Source organism: Rhizobium sp. 01L410 (genome assembly GCF_056400165.1).
Genome location: NZ_JBFTST010000002.1, coordinates 291797 through 309143, shown reverse-complemented (window position 1 = coordinate 309143; position 17347 = coordinate 291797). Strand labels below are relative to the sequence as shown.

Genomic DNA, 17347 nt, shown 5'->3' with positions numbered 1-17347 from the left:
GTGGGAATCCAACAATGTTCAACACTGAACAATAAAGTACAACGATGAACAAAAATCAATCCCTTCCCTGGGATCATCCGCGTTTTCGCAGCTGGATCGCCGTTGCCCGCGCCTGCCAGCTGATGCAGCAATCGCTCGGCCGCTCGCTGGCCGAACTCGATATAAAGACACCGCATCTCGATATCCTGATCAATCTCTACCGCTTCGAAGGCCTGACGCAGCAGGATCTAGCCCGCAAGCTGCTGGTCGGCCGCTCCAACATGAGCATGCTGCTGCCGCAGATGGAAAAGCGCGGCCTGATCGAGCGGCGCGGCGACGAGCGCGACAAGCGGGTGCTGCGGCTCTATTTGACGGAGGACGGTCGCGCGCTGACGGAAAAGGCCATGGTGATCCAGACCGACCTGATCGACCGCATGCTATCCGACGAGCCGCTGGAGCAATGCATGGCCATGGCCGGCTCAATGGAGCGCATCATCGCATTGCTCCAGCAGGACCTGAAGGACGACGACTGAGCGCTAGTGCAGCGTCGGCGCGGGCGCCGCCGAACCCAGCGACCGGTACTCCCAGACCGCGACGATGACGAGCACCAGTGCTGCCAGTATCCCCATCACGTAGATCTCGACGGCTGGCGACAGAAACGCCAGCAGGATCAGAAGGATGATGCCTGCCAGATGCGAGAGCGGCGCCCGCCCGCTGACGGCACCCTTGAACCAGAGATTTCCCGCAAGGAACAACCCGGCCCCGCCGAGCACGGCAGCGGCAATGCCGATATCGCCGACCTCGTGCGGATGCGAGAACATGAATTCCACAGCCACGGCATCGACGATGATGCCGGCCAGAATCGGGATATGCGCATAGGTGAACGCCTGGCGTGCCAGACTTCCTGGCGTCTCCTCATGTTCGATCCGATGCGCGGCCCGCTCATGGCCGAAACGGAAATATAGCCACCACATGGCAACTGTCGATGCAAAGCTGGTGACCAGAACGAGGCCGGTCATCGGCGAGAACGGCATTTCGGAAAATGTGCGGCCGGAGACGAGAACGGCCTCGCCGAGGCAGATGATGATGAAAAGAGCGCAGCGCTCAGCCATATGCGCACCGGAAACATCCCAGTCGGCGGTGGTCGATTTGCCAAGACCCGGCACGAAGAAACCAGACGCAGGACCGGCATATTCGATGGCGAGCGCAATCACCCAGGCGATCAGTCTTGCCTCATGCTCGAGCAAGCCTCCGGCGATCCAGAACACCCCTGATACCGCCAGCCAGATGCTGATACGCGTGAAATTCAGATAGTTGGAATGGCTGGAATGCCGCACCGCATAGACGGTGAAAAGCGAGCGCCCCACCTGCATCAGCACATAGGCGCCGGCAAACAACAACCCCTTGTCGCCGAAGGCTTCGGGGATCGACGAAGACAGAATGAGGCCGAGCAGCATCAGGACGATCAGCATCGCCCGCACCGGCATTTTATCGGGGTCCAGCCAGTTGGTCACCCAAGCCGTGAAGATCCAGACCCACCAGACCGCAAATGTCATCAGCGCCGCTTCGGCGGCGCCGAGCGGTGTGTAGTGGGCGGCAAGCGCGTGCGAGAGCTGCGAAATCGAGAAGACGAAGACAAGGTCGAAGAACAATTCCAGAAAGGTGACCTTGCTGCCACCCGGGCTACCCTTCGCCCGGAGCCAGTTTCTTATCGCAGTTCCCGCCATCCATGCCCCCTATGGCTGTTGTCAATCAGCGCGGCTGTTCCGCCACGTCCCGGCTCATGCCTTTGTCGGCCAGTTCCTTTTCGTAATTCTCAAACAGCTCGACACCCCGTTCGCCGAGCTCCCGCAGATAGGTCCAGGTGAAGATGCCGGTGTCGTGCATGTCGTCAAAGCCGATGCGTACCGCATAGTTTCCGGTCGGCGTCATGGCGATGATGGCCACGTTGCGCTTGCCGGCAACGGTCAACTTCTGCCCGGGACCATGCCCCTGCACTTCCGCCGAAGGCGACAGTACACGCAGCATTTCGGCCGAGAGATCGAAGCTCTGACCATCGTTGAACGTCACGGCAAGACGCTGCCGGTCTTTCGAAACCCTGAGTTCGGTGGGCCAGATGTCGCTCATTGCTGCACTCCGTTCGCATTCGTTGAGTAGGCATTGAGGCGTTTTCTGGCAAGCTCAATCTACCGTGTGCCTGTACCGTTTACCTTGACGACACAGTCACATATGACCACATTAACATGATTGCGGAGGTATTGGTGAACAGCAATGTCGGCACGATAGGAAGCGCTGCACCGCTTGTTGCGGATGCAAGCCCGATGATCGACCCGTTCGGACGGGCCGTCAGCTATCTGCGTGTGTCCGTCACCGACCGCTGCGACTTCCGCTGCACCTATTGCATGGCCGAGAACATGACCTTCCTTCCAAAGAAGGATCTGCTTTCGCTCGAAGAGCTGAACCGGCTCTGTTCCGCCTTCATCGCCAAGGGCGTCCGCAAGATCCGCCTGACGGGCGGCGAGCCGCTGGTGCGCAAGAACATCATGTTCCTGATCCGCGCGCTCGGAAAGCAGGTCGGCACCGGCCTTGAGGAGCTGACGCTGACCACCAACGGCTCCCAACTCGCCCGTCATGCCGAGGAGCTCTATGATTGCGGCGTACGGCGCATCAATGTCTCGCTCGATACGCTCGACCCGGACAAATTCCACAAGATCACCCGCTGGGGCGACTTGGAAAAGGTCATGCAGGGCATCGATGCGGCGCAGAAGGCCGGTTTGAAGATCAAGCTCAACGCCGTCGCACTGAAGGATTTCAACGAGCATGAAATCCCCGGCATGCTGCGCTTCGCCCATGGCCGCGGCATGGACCTGACGGTGATCGAGACGATGCCGATGGGCGAAATCGATGAGGATCGCACCGACCAGTATTTGCCGCTTTCGGAGCTGCGCGCTTCGCTGGAAAAGCAGTTTACGCTAACCGATATCGGCTACCAGACGGGCGGCCCGGCGCGCTATGTGACCGTCGGCGAAACCGGCGGACGCCTCGGATTCATCACGCCGATGACCCATAATTTCTGCGAGAGCTGCAACCGTGTGCGGCTGACCTGCACCGGCACGCTCTACATGTGCCTCGGGCAAAACGATGCCGCCGACCTGCGATCCGCGCTACGCGCCACCGAAGATGACGGCCTGCTCTATGCGGCGATCGACGAAGCGATCACCCGCAAGCCGAAGGGCCACGATTTCATCATCGACCGCACCCATAAAAAACCCGCCGTCGCACGCCACATGAGCGTCACCGGCGGGTGACTTCCTGGAATTTGCGTTAGCGCCTGCGCTACGCCGCCCCTGCGGGATCGCCGATCGGCAGCAATGCCGGATTCGGCGGCGTCGGGTCGTTGGGGTTCTTGTTGTCGGCCGGATCCTGAGCCGGCGTCAGCGGCGGCTTCTCCTGAACACGATCCGGTATCCCGGGTGTCGGCGTCGGGCCGCGGGGCGTTTCGGCCGGGTTTGGAATTTCGGTCGGCATGATGATCTCCCTGGATTTTCGAAAGCCGCGGACATGCCGCTTTCACTCATAAGGGAAACGCTACCGCTCCGCTTTTGTTCAAGCGGCCGTCGTGGCGACGGACTGCTGCCCTATTGTGCACTGCGCCATCGATTTATGCAGACTGTGACTTGCAATCGATTTCATTCCCACTTCTTCCCCTCTAAAAGGGCCTCAGCATTATCGGGAATCTCTTAGCATGCCGCGGTCTCGCAATACCCAGGGCGCCATTTTCATGAGCATGGCCATGGCCGGTTTTTCGGCCAGTGACGCCCTCTCGAAATCGGTTATCGGTGACATGAATGCCGGGCAGATCATGTTCATCCGCGGCCTGTTCACCAGCGTCCTGGTCTATCTGATCGCCCGCAAGATGGGCGCCCTGCGCTCCTGGACGATCATTCTGAAGCCGATCATCATTCTGCGCGTCATCTGCGAGATGCTGGCTGCCGTCACCTACATCACGGCGCTCGGAATGATGCCGATCGCCAATGCCTCGGCGATCCTGCAATCGCTGCCGCTGGTGGTCACTTTCGGCGCAGCGCTGTTCTTCAACGAGCCGGTCGGCTGGCGCCGCTGGTCGGCGATCCTCGTCGGCCTGATAGGCGTGATGATCATCATTCGGCCAGGACCGGAAGGTTTTACGCCGGCAGCCCTGCTCTGCGTTGCCAGCGTTTTGACAACAGCCGGACGCGATCTCGCGACACGCTCGATCGATCCGGAAATTCCGTCGCTGATGGTGACTGTCGTCACCGCGATATCGGTCGCCTTCTTCGGCGCCCTCTTAATGCCGCCGCTTGGCGGCTGGCACCCGACGACGTGGACAGCGCTGTCCCATCTGCTGCTGGCCTCCGTTCTTGTGCTGATCGGATACCAGTCGGTGATCACGGCCATGCGGACCGGCGAAGTCTCCTTCGTGGCGCCCTTCCGCTACACGAGCCTGATCTTTTCCGGCCTTCTCGGCTTCCTGTTCTTCTCCGAACTGCCGGATGCCTGGACACTGACGGGTGCAGCGATCGTCATCGCCTCCGGCCTCTATACGTTCTATCGTGAGGCCAAACGCCGCGTTGCACCGCTGGCGCAGGAATCCGAACCGAGAAGCCCAGTCTGAGATCCACCATGGCCGATTTCCCGCCGCAGAAGACCAATATCCCGGGCGTCATCCTAGCCGGTGGACGCTCCTCGCGCATGGGCTCCGACAAGGCCTCGGCCCATCTCGGCGGCCGCACGCTACTGGACCACGCGATATCGCGGCTCTCGCCTCAAGTCTCGTCGGTTGCCGTCAACGCCGGCAGCGAAGCGCAATGCGGCCTTGCCTTCATTCCGGATATCATCCCCGGCAAGGCCGGACCGATGGCAGGCATCCACGCAGCCATGGCCTATGCGGCGAAGCTCAAAGGCGTCAGCCACGTCGTTACCATCTCGATCGACAGCCCGTTCTTCCCGGCCGAACTGGTGGCAGATTTCATCGGTGCGCTCGATCACCCGGAAAGGATCGCGATCGCCGCATCGGAAGGCCGCAGCCACCCTGTCTTCGGCCTGTGGCCGGTCGCGCTCGCGGCAGACCTGGAATCCTGGATCGCCACCGACGAAAAGCGCCGCGTCCGCGACTTCCTGTTACGTCATGACGTTGCGGAAGTTCAATTTCCGCTCCGCCCGACTCGTGCCGCTATGCTCGATCCCTTTTTCAACATCAACACCCCTGACGATCTCATCGAGGCCGAGCGCTGGCTGCAGGCGCTGCCATCATGAGCGGCCCGCGGGTCTTCGGCATCGCCGGCTGGAAGAACTCCGGCAAAACCGGGCTTGCCGTGCGCCTCGTCGAGGAGTTTACCCGCCGCGGCTATCGCATCTCGACGATCAAGCACGCCCATCATGACTTCGACATCGACAAGGTTGGCGCCGACAGCTACCGCCACCGGCAGGCCGGCGCCCATGAGGTGACGATCGTCTCCGGCACGCGCTATGCTATCATGCACGAGCTGCGCGGCGAACCTGAGCCCGCCTTCGAAGAGATACTGGCTCGCCTCGCCCCTTGCGACCTGGTGCTGATCGAAGGCTACAAGCACGAGAAGATCCCGAAGATCGAGGCCCGCCGCCTGCAGGCCGCCAAGCGCGAGCCGCTGGCGCCCACCGATCCCTATATCTGCGCCATCGCCGCCGACCATCCGGTCACGGATACGGCCCTGCCGCGCTTCGACCTCGACGACACGCTGGCGATCGCCGATTTCATCGCCGCAACCCTCGGCCTTCCCGCCTTTCAGCCATAGAAAAAGCCGCCGGTCGCCCGGCGGCTCTTATTTCGATATCGGCCCGCCTCAGTTGTTGGAGGCGACCGGACGCACCAGCGGCGTGACGCGGCGGATGGTGACGCGGCGGTTTTCCTGGTTCGGACCGGCCGTGTTGACCTTCAGGTAACGCTCACCATAGCCCTGCGTCGCCATGTTTTCAGGCGGGATGCCATAGACATCCGACAGCACGTTGGCGACCGATTCCGCACGCTGGTCCGAGAGAACCAGATTGCTCTGATCGGAGCCGACGGCATCCGTGTGACCTTCGATCAGGAAGGTCTCGCTCGGATCCTTCTGCAGCACCTCATTCAGCGCATCCGCGACCTTGCGCAGGCTGCGCGCCTGGCTCATCGGAATTTCGGCACTGCCGGTGGCGAAGGTGATGGTATCGAGGTCGATACGGCGCACCTTGTCGCGGATACGGGCCGAATACTTCACTTCGTTCAGCGAGTAGACGCGCTCGACAGGCTCGACCGGCGGCTCACGCAGGAAGTCGTAATAATCGCGATCCGGGTCGCTGCTCGTATCGATGATGTAGTCGCGAACCGGGATCCGCAGACGCATCGGCGGCAGATCGGCACCCGGATCCTCGAAATAGTCCTGATCCGGATTGTCGTAGAGCTCCGGCGAGTAGTAGAGGACATACTCACGGCCGCGGCTATCGACACGCGAACGCTGGATGATGTCGCCATAGCGGTTGCGGATCGTCACGATGCGATAGCCGTCCGGGCGGTCGATCGTTTCGCGATAGCGGTCACGCGGCAGCTGCTCATACATCGGCCGTTCGCCATCGCGGATGAAGCGGCGGTCGTCGTCGCTGCGCACCACGATATTGTTGTTGATCTGCAGCAGAACGCGGTTGTCGTCGCCGACACGTCCTTCGACCTGCGCGCCGTCAGGACGCTGGAACTGCGGACGGCGGTCGAGCCGGCGGCCTTCCTCGGCGGTAACGGCTTCGATCTTGACCGGCGGACGGGCTTCGCCGCCAGCTGCGCGCTGTGCATCAGCATCCGACTTCGGCACGAAGACCGGCTGCTGCTCGTCCGCACGCTGCTTGTCGCGCTGGCGGCGGCCGTCACGGCCACCCGAGCGATCGGCATCCTTGTCGCTATCGAGAACGGCCGCACCATTCTCGACCGGCAGAACCACCGTCTCCGTGCTCTTGCTCGGATCGGCAGCGATCTGTTTGCGGCGCTCAAGCTCCTGCGGCGTCACCTTTTCAGGTGCCGGGATTGCCTGCTCGGCCACCGGCTGCTGACCGTTCACGGCGGGCTGTTCCGCAGTATTGGCACCGGGCTGCTGACCGGGAGCCGGCTGCTGCTCACCCTGCTGCGGCTGGCCTTCGACTGCAGGCTTCTGCGCCTGGCCGGGTTCTGCCGGTACCGGCGGCTTTGCCGGTACCGGCGATTCGGCCGGTACGGGTGCCTGATCGGGGGCTGGCGATTCCGTCGGCACAGGCGTCTTGCCTTCGGCAGGCTGCTCGGCCTGCTGGGCATTCTTCTTGCCGGGCTTTGCGGCAGGCTCTTGCTGCTGCTCGCCTTCGGTCGCCGGCTGCTTCTTGTCGCCCTTGTGCGGACGCTGCTGCTCGGGCTGTGCCTCTTCGGTTACTGCAGGCTTCGCTTCACCGGCCTGCGGCTTGGCCTCTTCTGTCTGCGGCTTGGCCTCTTCGGCCTTTGGCTTTGCCTTTTCTACTTCCGGCTTCGCCTGCTCTACCTGAGGCTGGGCTTCGTTCTGTGCCGGAGCGGCCTCCTGCTGTTCAGGTTGCTGATCGCGCTTGCGGCGCGGCTTCTCGGCTGGCTGTTCGGTAGGTTCTGCCTGCGGAGCTGCCTGCTCCTGCTGCTGAGCTTCGGGAGCCGCCTCGCGCTTCTTGCGGCGTGGCTGTTCCTGGTTTTCAGCTGGCTGTGCCGGCTCGGCCTGAGGGGCAGCCTGTTCCGGCTCGGGGGCTGCTTCCCGCTTCTTGCGGCGCGGCTGCTGCTCTTCCGATGGCTGCGCCTGTTCTGCCTGCGGGGCTGCTTCCTCGGCCTGCGGCGCGGCTTCGCGCTGCTTGCGGCTCGGCGCTTCCTGCTGCTGCTCGGCCTGCGGAGCGGCCTCCTGCTGTTGCTGCTGTTCGGCCTCCGGCTGCTTGTGGCGCTTCTTCAGCAATTCCTCTTCCGAAGGCGCATCCTGGGCAACCTCATACGAGCCGCTGATCGCCTGGGGCGACTGCGCCGCGCCGGTGCCGCCGAGCGCTGACGCATGCACCGGCGTGACGGCCAGTGTCAGCGAAAGCAGCGGAAAGGCAGCGCTGGCGAACAATCTCGATTTCATTCCCATAGGGTTTCCTCGTTCCTTATTGGCTTTTCCAGAGTGCTTGTTGCGCGCACCCCGCATGTTGAGTCGGGACCGAAATTTCCGAGGCCCGGATTTGTTCCATGCGTTTTTTAGGAACACCTCCATTAACCCTCTATGAACACCCCGGTCCGCCTCCGTTCATCTTCGCCATAGTTTGCGACGCAACAAAGGCGAGCGGATTCCAGTTGCAATTTGCGGCAAAAAGGTTTGATTATCGCGCCAAGGCGGTGCTCATGCCCGCCGCATTTTGGCCGCTGGCGGATAAAAAGAAGACGCAGCGGTCGCCAACAGAGAGGATCTCTATGCGTATCTCCAATCTCCTCGCCGCAGCTTCGCTTGCAGCGTTGTCCCTCTTCGCCGGCTCGGCAATGGCCGATGGCGAGAAGCTCGTGATCGGTACCGATTCCACCTACCCGCCTTTCGAATTCGTCGACGCCAGCGGCGAGATCAAGGGCTTCGATATCGACATCGCCAAGGCTCTTTGCGCTGAAATGAAGGCTGAATGCTCCTTCGTCAGCAACGACTGGGACGGCATCATCCCGGCTCTCCAGGCCAAGAAGTTCGACATGATCGTTTCGTCCATGTCGATCACGCCGGAGCGCTCGAAGCTCGTCGACTTCACCAACAAGTACTACAACACCCCGCCGGCAATCGCCGTGCCGAAGGATTCGACGATCACCGACGTCGCCGGCCTGAAGGGCAAGACGATCGGCGCCCAGACCTCGACCACCCACGCCAACTATGCTGAAAAGCACCTGGCCGACACCGAGCTGAAGCTCTACCCAACCGCCGACGAGTACAAGCTCGACGTTTCGAACGGCCGTATCGACGCCGTTATCGACGACGTCGTCGTTCTCTCGCAGTGGGTCAAGTCTGACGCCGGCGCTTGCTGCAAGATCCTGACCACGCTTCCCGTCGACAAGGAAATCAACGGCATCGGCGCCGGTATCGCCGTCCGCCAGGGTGACCCGCTGAAGGACAAGCTGAACACCGCGATCGCCGCGATCCGCGCCAACGGCAAGTACAAGGAAATTCAGGACAAGTACTTCGATTTCAACGTTTACGGCGATTGAGAGAAACTGTAACTGACCTGTAAAGATGATGGCGGAAGGCTTGCTCTTCCGCCATTTTTGTCTGACAACATGCTAAAGATCAAAACGGCATAAGCCGTGAGGGGAAAAGTGGATGGGCGGATTGTTTTCCGCGCTGGGCTCGCTCTGGGCCTGGATAGGGTATGTTTTCGATCCGCTATGCGGACCTGCCGGTCTTTTCACCTGGTTCGGCCAGTCGACGATCCTCGCCTGCGGCGATACCGGCTGGGGCGATGAAATCGCCGTCGGCCTGAAGACCACGGTCGCCGTCGCGCTATTGACGCTACCCGTCGGTCTGGTGATCGGCTTTCTGGTGGCACTCGGCCAGCAGTCGGAAGAGAAGTCCGTGCGGCTCGCCGCCGGCATCTACACCACGATCTTCCGCGGCCTGCCCGAGCTGCTGACGCTGTTCATCATCTATTACGGCATGCAGATCCTGATCCAGTCGGTGCTCGCCTCTTTCGGCTATGACGAGCGGATCGAGATCAACGCCTTTGTCGCCGGCATGATCGCCCTTTCCGTCGTCTTCTCGGCCTATTGCTCCGAAGTGCTTCTCTCGGCATTTCGCGCTATTCCGAAGGGTCAGTACGAAGCAGGCGATGCGCTCGGCTTCCACCGCGGCCGAACCCTGCGGCTGATCGTTCTGCCGCAGCTGATCCGCATTGCGCTTCCCGGCATGACCAATCTCTGGATGATCCTGCTGAAGGATACGTCCTACGTCTCGATCATCGGGCTCGCCGACATCCTGCGCCAGACCGCCGTTGCCGTACGTGTCACCAAGGAAGCCTTCTTCTTCTATCTCCTCGCCTGCATCATCTATCTGGTGCTTGCAGTCATCTCCTCCTACGGCCTCAGCTATATCGAACGCTGGGCCAAGCGCTCGGAGGTTCGCCGGTGAGCGTCGCAGAAACCCTCATTCCGCCGCAGCCGGCGCCGAAAGACATCGCCAAGCCGCTTTCGGCGGCGCGCGTCACCGGCACGGTTCTCGTCCTCATCTGGCTGGCGCTCGCGGCAACGCTGATCTACATGGTCGTCGCCGGCTGGGATCCGGACAAGTTCACCCGCTACGGACCGCGCTACCTGCACGGCCTGATGACGACGATCATCCTGGTGGCGATCTCAGTCGTTTGCGGCGCTGTCCTGTCGCTGCCGCTGGCCTTCGCCAGAATGTCGAAGAACCGGATCCTCAGCACCTTTGCCTATTGCTACGTCTACGTCTTCCGCGGCACGCCGCTGCTGGCACAGCTCTTCCTCATCTATTACGGCCTCGGCGGTTTCCGGCCGCAGCTTGAATCTGTCGGTCTCTGGTGGTTCTTCCGCGATGCCTGGTATTGCGGCCTGTTCTCGATGACCATCAACACCGCCGCCTATCAGGCCGAGATCCTGCGCGGCGCCCTCGAAAGCGTGCCGAAGGGCCAGCATGAGGCCGCGGATTCCCTCGGCGTGTCCAAGGCAATATCCTTCCGCAAGATCATCCTGCCGCAGGCGCTGATCGTCGCACTCCGCCCCTACGGCAACGAAATCATCCTGCTGATCAAGGGCTCAGCCGTCGTCGCCATCATCACCGTCCTGGACTTGATGGGCGAGACCCGTTACGCCTTCTCGCGCACCTTCGATTACCAGACCTATCTCTGGGCCGCGATCTTCTATCTGACGATGGTGGAAGCGCTGCGCCATTTCTGGAACTGGATCGAGCGCCGCCTGACCCGGCATCTGATCCGCTGACGCTTTGGCAGCACTCGCGATGCGATGCTGCCAAACTATTGAAATCAAACAAAAATGAATGGTTCTTTTGCCCGCTTGGTGTCAATCTTCGGTTAACCACGCCGTGTTTCCATTTTAACTGCCGCTCATAAGCGGGAGTGGGAACGAAAGCGAGACTGACATGACCAAGGACATGGAAAAGCAGCTCCAGGGTTACGGCCTGACGACGGCCCAGATCCTCTATCGCATGCCGGATCACCCGGCGATCCTGCAGACCTATCTCTGGCAGGAATACGACCTCGCCCCGGATTTTCCGGAGATGCGTGGCTTCCTGAAGTTCTGGCAGGAAAAGCTCGACGGCCCGCTGCATTCCGTCCGCTACATCCACCGCAAGCTGATCTCGGCGACCGAATGGCGCGCGCTGCGCGGCGAATTCATCATTCACTGAGCGCCCCGCCACGTTCCATCACCGTCACGCTTGCCATTGCCAAAGCCGCCTCGCCGCCTTAGAGGCATCCATAAAGCGAAAAGGTGGACCGGCAATGGCAAAGAAGATCGACGAAGACGCACTGGCAGAAGCCTATAACCGCGCGCTCGCCCTCGAAAAGGCAGGCGATGTCGACGCGGCCGTCAAGGCTTACGAAGACGTGCTTGCAATCGATCCCGACGACCACGGCGGCGCAGCCGTCCGCATCGCCTCCATGGGCCGCGGCGAAACCCCGGCCAAGGCGCCGGACGCCTATGTCGAGACGCTCTTCGACCAACATGCCGAAGTCTTCGAAGACGTGCTCGTCGAGCAACTCGGCTATCATGTGCCGATGATGGTGCGCCAGCGCCTGCAGGAGCTGAAGCTCGGTCCCTTCAAGCGCCTGCTCGACCTCGGCTGCGGCACCGGCCTGACCGGCGGCACGCTGCGCGATCTCTGCGAAGACATGACCGGCATCGATCTCTCCGAAAACATGGTTGAGATCGCCCATGAAAAGGATCTCTATGAGACGCTGTTCGTCGCCGAGGTCGAGGATTTCCTCGAAGACAACGACGAAGACGCCTTCGACCTGATCACCGCCACCGACGTTCTGCCCTATCTCGGCGCCCTCGAACCGCTGTTCTTCGGCGCCGCCGAAAACCTCACGCCGCGTGGCCTCTTCATCTTCTCGTCCGAAAGCCTGCCCGCCGCCGACACCCGCCCCTACGCCGTCGGCCCGCACCAGCGCTTCCTCCACGCCGATACTTATATCCGCGACCGCCTGACGGCGACCGGCTTCGAGCTGGTCGAAATGACCGAGATCAACGTGCGCATGCAGGAAGGTGAACCGAGCCCCGGGCATCTGGTGATTGCACGGCTGGCTGGGTGATTGCGAAACACAACCTATAAGATTAGTCCGATAGTAGACAACGCCTGACAACGACAAGAAGCTCCCGATGGGAAACCGGGGGCTTTTTTGATGGGCATTTTTGACCAAAATCACCTTGGGGGCTTTGTCACGGGCCTGCTTGCAGATGTCCGGCTTTCGGCCTTGGCGCTTGCTCTCTTCGTACCAATCCTTCTGCTCTACAGCCGGAACGAAATCCGTGTGAGGCGGCTGAGAACCATATCGGATTTCATAGCCACCTATCCCGCCACCAAGCTTCATCACGACGACGGTACAGAGGGTGGCAACCCGTCGCTGGAATTCGTGGCGTCGAAATACATAGCCGATCTCATCACGCCCAAGGCGTCCTCCAACACGAGAAAATGGGACGCCGAGAAAATGGTGGAGGAGATCGAGACTGCGATCCGCTCCTCCAGAACGATTGGCAATCTCGGCGATCTCAGGCTTTTCCTGTCCTCGCTTAGCTTGGTTGTCATCTGCTATTTTGGCTTTGCCTCACTCTACGACACCTTGGCCAAAGGCCTGCCCGTCTGGTGTGGGCCGACCCGGGCGGGTGGAGTTGGTTGCAGCGGCGACGTGGGATCCCTGGAGATCATCGGCGCTCTCGCCTTCGCAGGCGCCTTCGTTGCGGCCGCCCGACAGTTCGTCCGTAGCCTCGCCGTCTTCGATCTCTCGGCCTATACTTTCATCTGGCAAACGGTGGAGATGTTTGCCTCGGTTATCTTCGTCCTCATTCTTTTCAGGACGTTCCCCGATCCGGTTGGAGACGTAACCGCTCTTGTGGCAGGGCCGGCAGCCCACCCGTCAGGAAATGGCATTCCGTCAACTTGGATTGCCCTGGCACCCCTGCTCGGCCTGCTGCCACAGAGCGCAACCAAGTTTCTCGCGTTGCGCATGCAGTCCATCATCTCCTGGGTCAAGATGGATGACGATCGCTTCAACAGCGTCACGCGACTGACGCCTCTCGATGTGATTGAGGGCATCGATTATTTCACGCGCTTCCGGCTTGAGGAATGTGGGATCTACGATGTTCAGAATCTCGCGACCTATAACCCGATCCTGCTGCATATCGAATCGCCGTTCAAAATATTCCAGGCAGTCGATTGGATCAGTCAGGCACAGCTTTGCCACACGGTTGGTCTCGACCGTTTCCTGCTGCTGCGGCAGATGAATGTCCGCACGATCTTCGATCTGGAACGTGCACTGAGCTACAAGCGGAAGGATTCCGGAAAAGACGACCCTGACGAGTTCGATAGAATTTTCGCCGGTTTGCTGTTTGCCGCGACAGACGAGATGCGCACGATCGCGAAGATCAGCGGCATGAAACCATTCATGCTGAAGTCAGCAGCTCCGGTCGAGCAGCCTGCGGGTCAGGCAGCCGCCGCTGCGCAGGCTGCAACTGTCGTCGCTGCAACCCCTCCTGCGACAACGGAGACAACGGAAGCAACATCACCGGCAGCAGCTGTAGCGCCATCAACGCCGGCCGCTGCTGCGGCCAAGACGGAACCATCACCAGGCTATACCGTCGAGACCACGAACATTGAGAACTATTGTCGCTGGGTCTGCGAAGTCATCGCTAAGGAGCCGAAAACGACAACCCGATGTGTCGAACACATGATGAGCTGGATTGCAGACGATCTGCACGTAAGGCGGCTTCGGCGTATCTGGCAGGAGATGTCAAAGGATCTCGGTTCCGCATCGAGAACTCTCGACTCCGAGGAAAATGCACCGTCTCACAAGGACGAAGCTCGCAACGCAAAACAATAGTTACCCAATCAGCAAACTATCCCTTGCCACAACCACCTCATCCTGATACTTAGCCAATCAGCAAAGTTTTATCCCAGCTGAAAGGCCGCCTCATGTCGCTCGTGCTTTACGGACATCCGCTCGCCTCCTTCTGCCACAAGGTCCTGATCGCGCTTTACGAAAACGGCACGCCCTTCGAAGATCGGCTCGTCGATCTCTCGGACGAAAGTTCGCGGGCCGACCTCTTCCGCTACTGGCCGGTCGGCAAGATGCCGATCCTCAGGGATGAAGCGCGTGACAGCACCATTCCGGAAACCAGCATCATTATCGAATATCTCGACCGGCACTATCCCGGCGAAGCGCATCTGATCCCGGTTGATGCGGACCGCGCCCTGCAGGTCCGCCTATGGGATCGTTTCTTCGATCTCTATGTCCAGACGCCGATGCAGAAGATCGTCGCAGACACGATGCGCGCCGCCGATGCGAAGGATCCGCAGGGCGTTGCCGACGCCCGCGACACGCTTGAGATGGCCTATGACATGATCGAGCGGCAGCTGGCGGGCAATCTCTGGATATCAGGCGATGCCTTCACCATGGCCGATTGTGCCGCCGCCCCGGCGCTCTTCTACAGCGAGACACTGGTGCCCTTCGGAGCGGAACGGCCGAAACTTGCCGGCTATTACCGCCGGCTCGTCGAGCGCCCCTCCTTTTCCCGGGTGCTGAAGGAAGCCCTGCCCTATTTCAAATTCTATCCCTACAAGCACCAGCTACCCGAGACGATCCGCAAGGCTATGCCCGCCGAATGATCATCGAAGCCGCCACACTTGACCGGATGTTCCATGCGCTTTCGGATCGCAGCCGCCGCGGCATGATCGATCGCCTCGGCCGCGGCCCGGCATCGGTCACGGAACTTGCCGAACCCCTGACGATGGCATTGCCAACGGTCCTGAAACATCTGAACGTGCTGGAAGACAGCGGCCTTGTTCAATCGGAAAAGACCGGCCGCGTCCGCACCTACCATCTGCGGCAGGAGCGGCTGGCAGAACTCGAGCGCTGGATCGGCGAGCGCAAGGCCGGGTGGAACGCTGCCTTCGACCGCCTGGACCAGTTTCTTGCCGAAGAGGAATCGACACCGTGACCCCGCCATCCGCCACACACACGACCTTCACCATCGAGCGCCAGCTGAAGGCCACGCCGGAACGCGCCTTCCGTGCCTGGGCCAATCCTGCCTCGAAGCAGACCTGGTTTGCCTGCCATGACGGCTGGGCGACGATCGAATACCGGCTGGATTTTCGCGCCGGCGGCAGCGAGCGCAACCACACCGCTGATGGCGAAGGATTGCTGCATGCCTATGACGCCCACTATCTCGATGTCGTCGAGAATGCCCGCATCGTCTACGCCTACGAGATGAAGCTCGGCGAGACCCGCATCTCCGCCTCCCTTGCCACCGTCACTTTCGAGCCGTCAGCGGCGGGCACCCGCATGCTGTTTACCGAGCAGGTGGTGTTCCTCGACGGCTATCCCGACGATGGCCTGCGCCGCCAGGGCACGGAAATCGGCCTCGACAATTTCGAGGCCTTTCTCGATCGCGAGGCCAGCGGCACGCATTGACGCTTTCAGCGGCCGGTGCCGAGAATGGCGCCGAGCAGCTTGCCTTCGAGTTCGGCGAGCTCCGGATTGCCATGACGGCGCGGATGGGGATAGGGAACCGCGACGTCAAGCGCGATCCGTCCCTCTTCCAGAACGATCACCCGGTCGGCCAGATGCACAGCTTCACTGACGTCATGAGTCACCAGCACGGTGGTAAAGCCGAGCTCCCGCCAGACGCGGTTGATCAGTTCCTGCATGCTGATGCGGGTCAGCGCATCGAGTGCGCCGAGCGGTTCGTCCAGCGCCAGAACGCCCGGCTTGCTCACCAGCGCGCGCGCCAATGCCACGCGCTGGCGCTGCCCGCCGGATAACCGCGAAGGCCATTCCTTCGCCTTCTCCGCCAGCTGAACTTCGGACAGCACGGCCGCGGATTCTGCAAGTGCCCGCCGCTTATCGACGCCGTCGCCAAGGCCGACCGCAACATTCTCGACAACGCTCAGCCACGGCAGAAGCCGCGGCTCCTGGAAGACGATGCGAGCGTTCGGCTGGCTTTCCTCGCCATTGCTGCTTTCGAAGCGGATGCTGCCCGCCGTCGGCTGGTCGAGGCCCAGCAGCACGCGCAGCAGCGTGCTCTTGCCGCAACCGCTCTTGCCAATGACGGCGATGAACTGGCCGGCCGGGATATGCAGATTGATGCCACGAAGGACGCGATTGCCGTCAAAGCTCTTCTCAAGCCCCGTCAGGGTGATCGCGGCAGCAGTCCCCGGCGCGATCCGGGCGGCGTCGATGTCTGCCTCGTATTCGGCCTCGACAGGCTCGCGGAAGCGTTCGTGGGTGATCGCGGTCATCGTCTCGCTCCTACTTCTGATAGATCGGGTTCCAGGTGAGCGTGCGCCGCTCCAGAGCCCGCGCCACGACATCGGCGAGCTTGCCGAGCACAGCGTAGATGACAAGCGCCAGCACCACGACGTCCGTCATCATGAATTCGCGGGCATTGTTGGCCATATGGCCGATACCCGAGGAAGCGGCGATCGATTCCGAAACGATCAGCGTTAGCCACATGATGCCCAGCGCATAGCGCAGGCCGACGAAGATCGAAGGCAGCGCGCCCGGAAAGATAACCTTCCGGAACAGCGTCCAGTTGCCCATCCCATAGACCCTGCCCATCTCGATCAGGTCGCGATCGACATTTCGAACGCCATGATAGGTGTTGAGATAGACGGGGAAGAGAACGCCGAGCGCCGTCAGGAACAGCTTGGATTCCTCGCCGATGCCGAACCACAGGATAACAAGCGGGATCATGGCCAGATGCGGGATGGTACGCAGCATCTGCAGCGTCGTGTCGGTCAGCTGCTCGGAGAGTTTCGACACGCCATTGGCGATGCCAAGCAGGAAGCCGATCGAGCCACCAACCAGCAGGCCGGCAAAAGCGCGCCCGGCGCTGACCAGCACGTCATGCGGCAGCTGGCCCGAGGTCGTGGTCGACCAGAAGGCGACGGCGACATCGGCGGGAGACGGCATGATGCGCGAGGAGATGAGCCCTGCCGACGACGCGATCTGCCAGCAGATCACGATTGTCACCGGCAGAAGATAGGGCAGCAGCGCGGAGCCGTCAGGCAGCCGCGGCAGCGCCCGGCCCTTCCGGCTTGCCTGCCTTGCGGCGACGCGTGCGAGCGGCGTTTCGAATACCGACATGCTC

At 61.4% G+C, this 17347-nt stretch carries 20 protein-coding genes; 14 read left to right on the top strand and 6 right to left on the bottom strand.

All coding sequences use genetic code 11. The features are described from left to right. The first annotated feature begins 44 nt into the window (after positions 1-44). Positions 45-512 (top strand): MarR family winged helix-turn-helix transcriptional regulator, encoded by a 468-nt coding sequence (locus AC1DV9_RS06065; RefSeq protein WP_112516060.1) that lies wholly within the window; start codon positions 45-47, stop codon positions 510-512. A 3-nt stretch (positions 513-515) separates the two neighbouring features. Here AC1DV9_RS06065 and AC1DV9_RS06060 read toward each other — a convergent pair whose 3' ends face one another. Beyond that, a complete protein-coding gene (locus AC1DV9_RS06060) occupies positions 516-1706 on the bottom strand; it encodes a low temperature requirement protein A (protein WP_477946713.1) in 1191 nt (396 codons plus the stop codon). A gap of 25 nt (positions 1707-1731) precedes the next feature. Continuing rightward, on the bottom strand, positions 1732-2106 hold the full coding sequence (locus tag AC1DV9_RS06055; RefSeq protein ID WP_477946711.1) for a gamma-butyrobetaine hydroxylase family protein: 375 nt from the start codon (positions 2104-2106) through the stop codon (positions 1732-1734). A 134-nt stretch (positions 2107-2240) separates the two neighbouring features. On the opposite strand from AC1DV9_RS06055, the gene moaA reads away from it, so the two are divergent. Further along, a complete protein-coding gene (gene moaA / locus AC1DV9_RS06050) occupies positions 2241-3287 on the top strand; it encodes a GTP 3',8-cyclase MoaA (protein ID WP_477946709.1) in 1047 nt (348 codons plus the stop codon). Between the two features lie 28 nt (positions 3288-3315). On the opposite strand, the gene AC1DV9_RS06045 is transcribed toward moaA, so the two are convergent. Then, positions 3316-3507, bottom strand: coding sequence for a hypothetical protein (locus AC1DV9_RS06045; RefSeq protein WP_112387188.1), 192 nt, complete (start codon positions 3505-3507; stop codon positions 3316-3318). 217 nt (positions 3508-3724) lie between these two features. Here AC1DV9_RS06045 and AC1DV9_RS06040 point away from each other — a divergent pair, with 217 nt between their 5' ends. The 3 genes from AC1DV9_RS06040 to mobB are packed head-to-tail and all read left to right on the top strand — an operon-like array spanning position 3725 to position 5792. Further along, the gene (locus AC1DV9_RS06040; protein ID WP_112539287.1) at positions 3725-4633 is read left to right on the top strand and encodes a DMT family transporter; all 909 of its coding nucleotides are present in this window, start codon (positions 3725-3727) and stop codon (positions 4631-4633) included. 8 nt (positions 4634-4641) lie between these two features. Then, complete coding sequence (gene mobA / locus AC1DV9_RS06035) at positions 4642-5274, top strand: molybdenum cofactor guanylyltransferase MobA (RefSeq protein ID WP_477946708.1); 633 nt, start codon at positions 4642-4644, stop codon at positions 5272-5274. After that, positions 5271-5792 carry a molybdopterin-guanine dinucleotide biosynthesis protein B gene (gene mobB, locus AC1DV9_RS06030; protein ID WP_112387185.1) on the top strand — a complete coding sequence of 174 codons (522 nt, stop codon included), beginning with the start codon at positions 5271-5273 and terminating at the stop codon, positions 5790-5792. The genes mobA and mobB overlap by 4 nt, the downstream gene beginning before the upstream one ends. A 48-nt stretch (positions 5793-5840) precedes the next feature. On the opposite strand, the gene AC1DV9_RS06025 is transcribed toward mobB, so the two are convergent. Beyond that, positions 5841-8126, bottom strand: a complete 2286-nt coding sequence (locus AC1DV9_RS06025; protein ID WP_477946706.1) for an OmpA family protein — start codon at positions 8124-8126, stop codon at positions 5841-5843. A 320-nt stretch (positions 8127-8446) separates the two neighbouring features. Between AC1DV9_RS06025 and AC1DV9_RS06020 the strand changes: the two genes are divergently transcribed. From AC1DV9_RS06020 to AC1DV9_RS05980, 9 genes are all read left to right on the top strand, one after another. After that, positions 8447-9217, top strand: a complete 771-nt coding sequence (locus tag AC1DV9_RS06020; protein ID WP_112387471.1) for an ABC transporter substrate-binding protein — start codon at positions 8447-8449, stop codon at positions 9215-9217. A 112-nt stretch (positions 9218-9329) separates the two neighbouring features. Next, positions 9330-10133, top strand: a complete 804-nt coding sequence (locus AC1DV9_RS06015; protein ID WP_477943098.1) for an ABC transporter permease — start codon at positions 9330-9332, stop codon at positions 10131-10133. Further along, on the top strand, positions 10130-10960 hold the full coding sequence (locus AC1DV9_RS06010; RefSeq protein ID WP_477946704.1) for an ABC transporter permease: 831 nt from the start codon (positions 10130-10132) through the stop codon (positions 10958-10960). Before AC1DV9_RS06015 ends, AC1DV9_RS06010 begins: the two co-directional genes overlap by 4 nt. Positions 10961-11120: 160 nt before the next feature. Beyond that, positions 11121-11387, top strand: coding sequence for an usg protein (locus AC1DV9_RS06005; protein WP_112387181.1), 267 nt, complete (start codon positions 11121-11123; stop codon positions 11385-11387). Positions 11388-11481: 94 nt separating this feature from the next. Beyond that, the gene (locus AC1DV9_RS06000) at positions 11482-12294 is read left to right on the top strand and encodes a class I SAM-dependent methyltransferase (RefSeq protein WP_477946702.1); all 813 of its coding nucleotides are present in this window, start codon (positions 11482-11484) and stop codon (positions 12292-12294) included. A 399-nt stretch (positions 12295-12693) separates the two neighbouring features. Continuing rightward, entirely contained in the window at positions 12694-14079 is a 1386-nt protein-coding gene (locus tag AC1DV9_RS05995; protein WP_477946701.1) for a hypothetical protein, read from the top strand. Positions 14080-14171: 92 nt separating this feature from the next. After that, positions 14172-14864 carry a glutathione S-transferase family protein gene (locus AC1DV9_RS05990; RefSeq protein WP_477946699.1) on the top strand — a complete coding sequence of 231 codons (693 nt, stop codon included), beginning with the start codon at positions 14172-14174 and terminating at the stop codon, positions 14862-14864. Then, the gene (locus tag AC1DV9_RS05985; protein WP_477946697.1) at positions 14861-15196 is read left to right on the top strand and encodes an ArsR/SmtB family transcription factor; all 336 of its coding nucleotides are present in this window, start codon (positions 14861-14863) and stop codon (positions 15194-15196) included. The genes AC1DV9_RS05990 and AC1DV9_RS05985 overlap by 4 nt, the downstream gene beginning before the upstream one ends. Further along, positions 15193-15669, top strand: coding sequence for an SRPBCC family protein (locus tag AC1DV9_RS05980; RefSeq protein WP_477946696.1), 477 nt, complete (start codon positions 15193-15195; stop codon positions 15667-15669). The genes AC1DV9_RS05985 and AC1DV9_RS05980 overlap by 4 nt, the downstream gene beginning before the upstream one ends. Positions 15670-15674: 5 nt before the next feature. Here AC1DV9_RS05980 and AC1DV9_RS05975 read toward each other — a convergent pair whose 3' ends face one another. Both AC1DV9_RS05975 and AC1DV9_RS05970 read right to left on the bottom strand, forming a co-directional pair. Further along, positions 15675-16496 carry an ATP-binding cassette domain-containing protein gene (locus tag AC1DV9_RS05975; RefSeq protein WP_477946694.1) on the bottom strand — a complete coding sequence of 274 codons (822 nt, stop codon included), beginning with the start codon at positions 16494-16496 and terminating at the stop codon, positions 15675-15677. 10 nt (positions 16497-16506) lie between these two features. Next, positions 16507-17343, bottom strand: coding sequence for an ABC transporter permease subunit (locus AC1DV9_RS05970; RefSeq protein WP_112539301.1), 837 nt, complete (start codon positions 17341-17343; stop codon positions 16507-16509). Between the last annotated feature and the right edge of the window lie 4 nt (positions 17344-17347).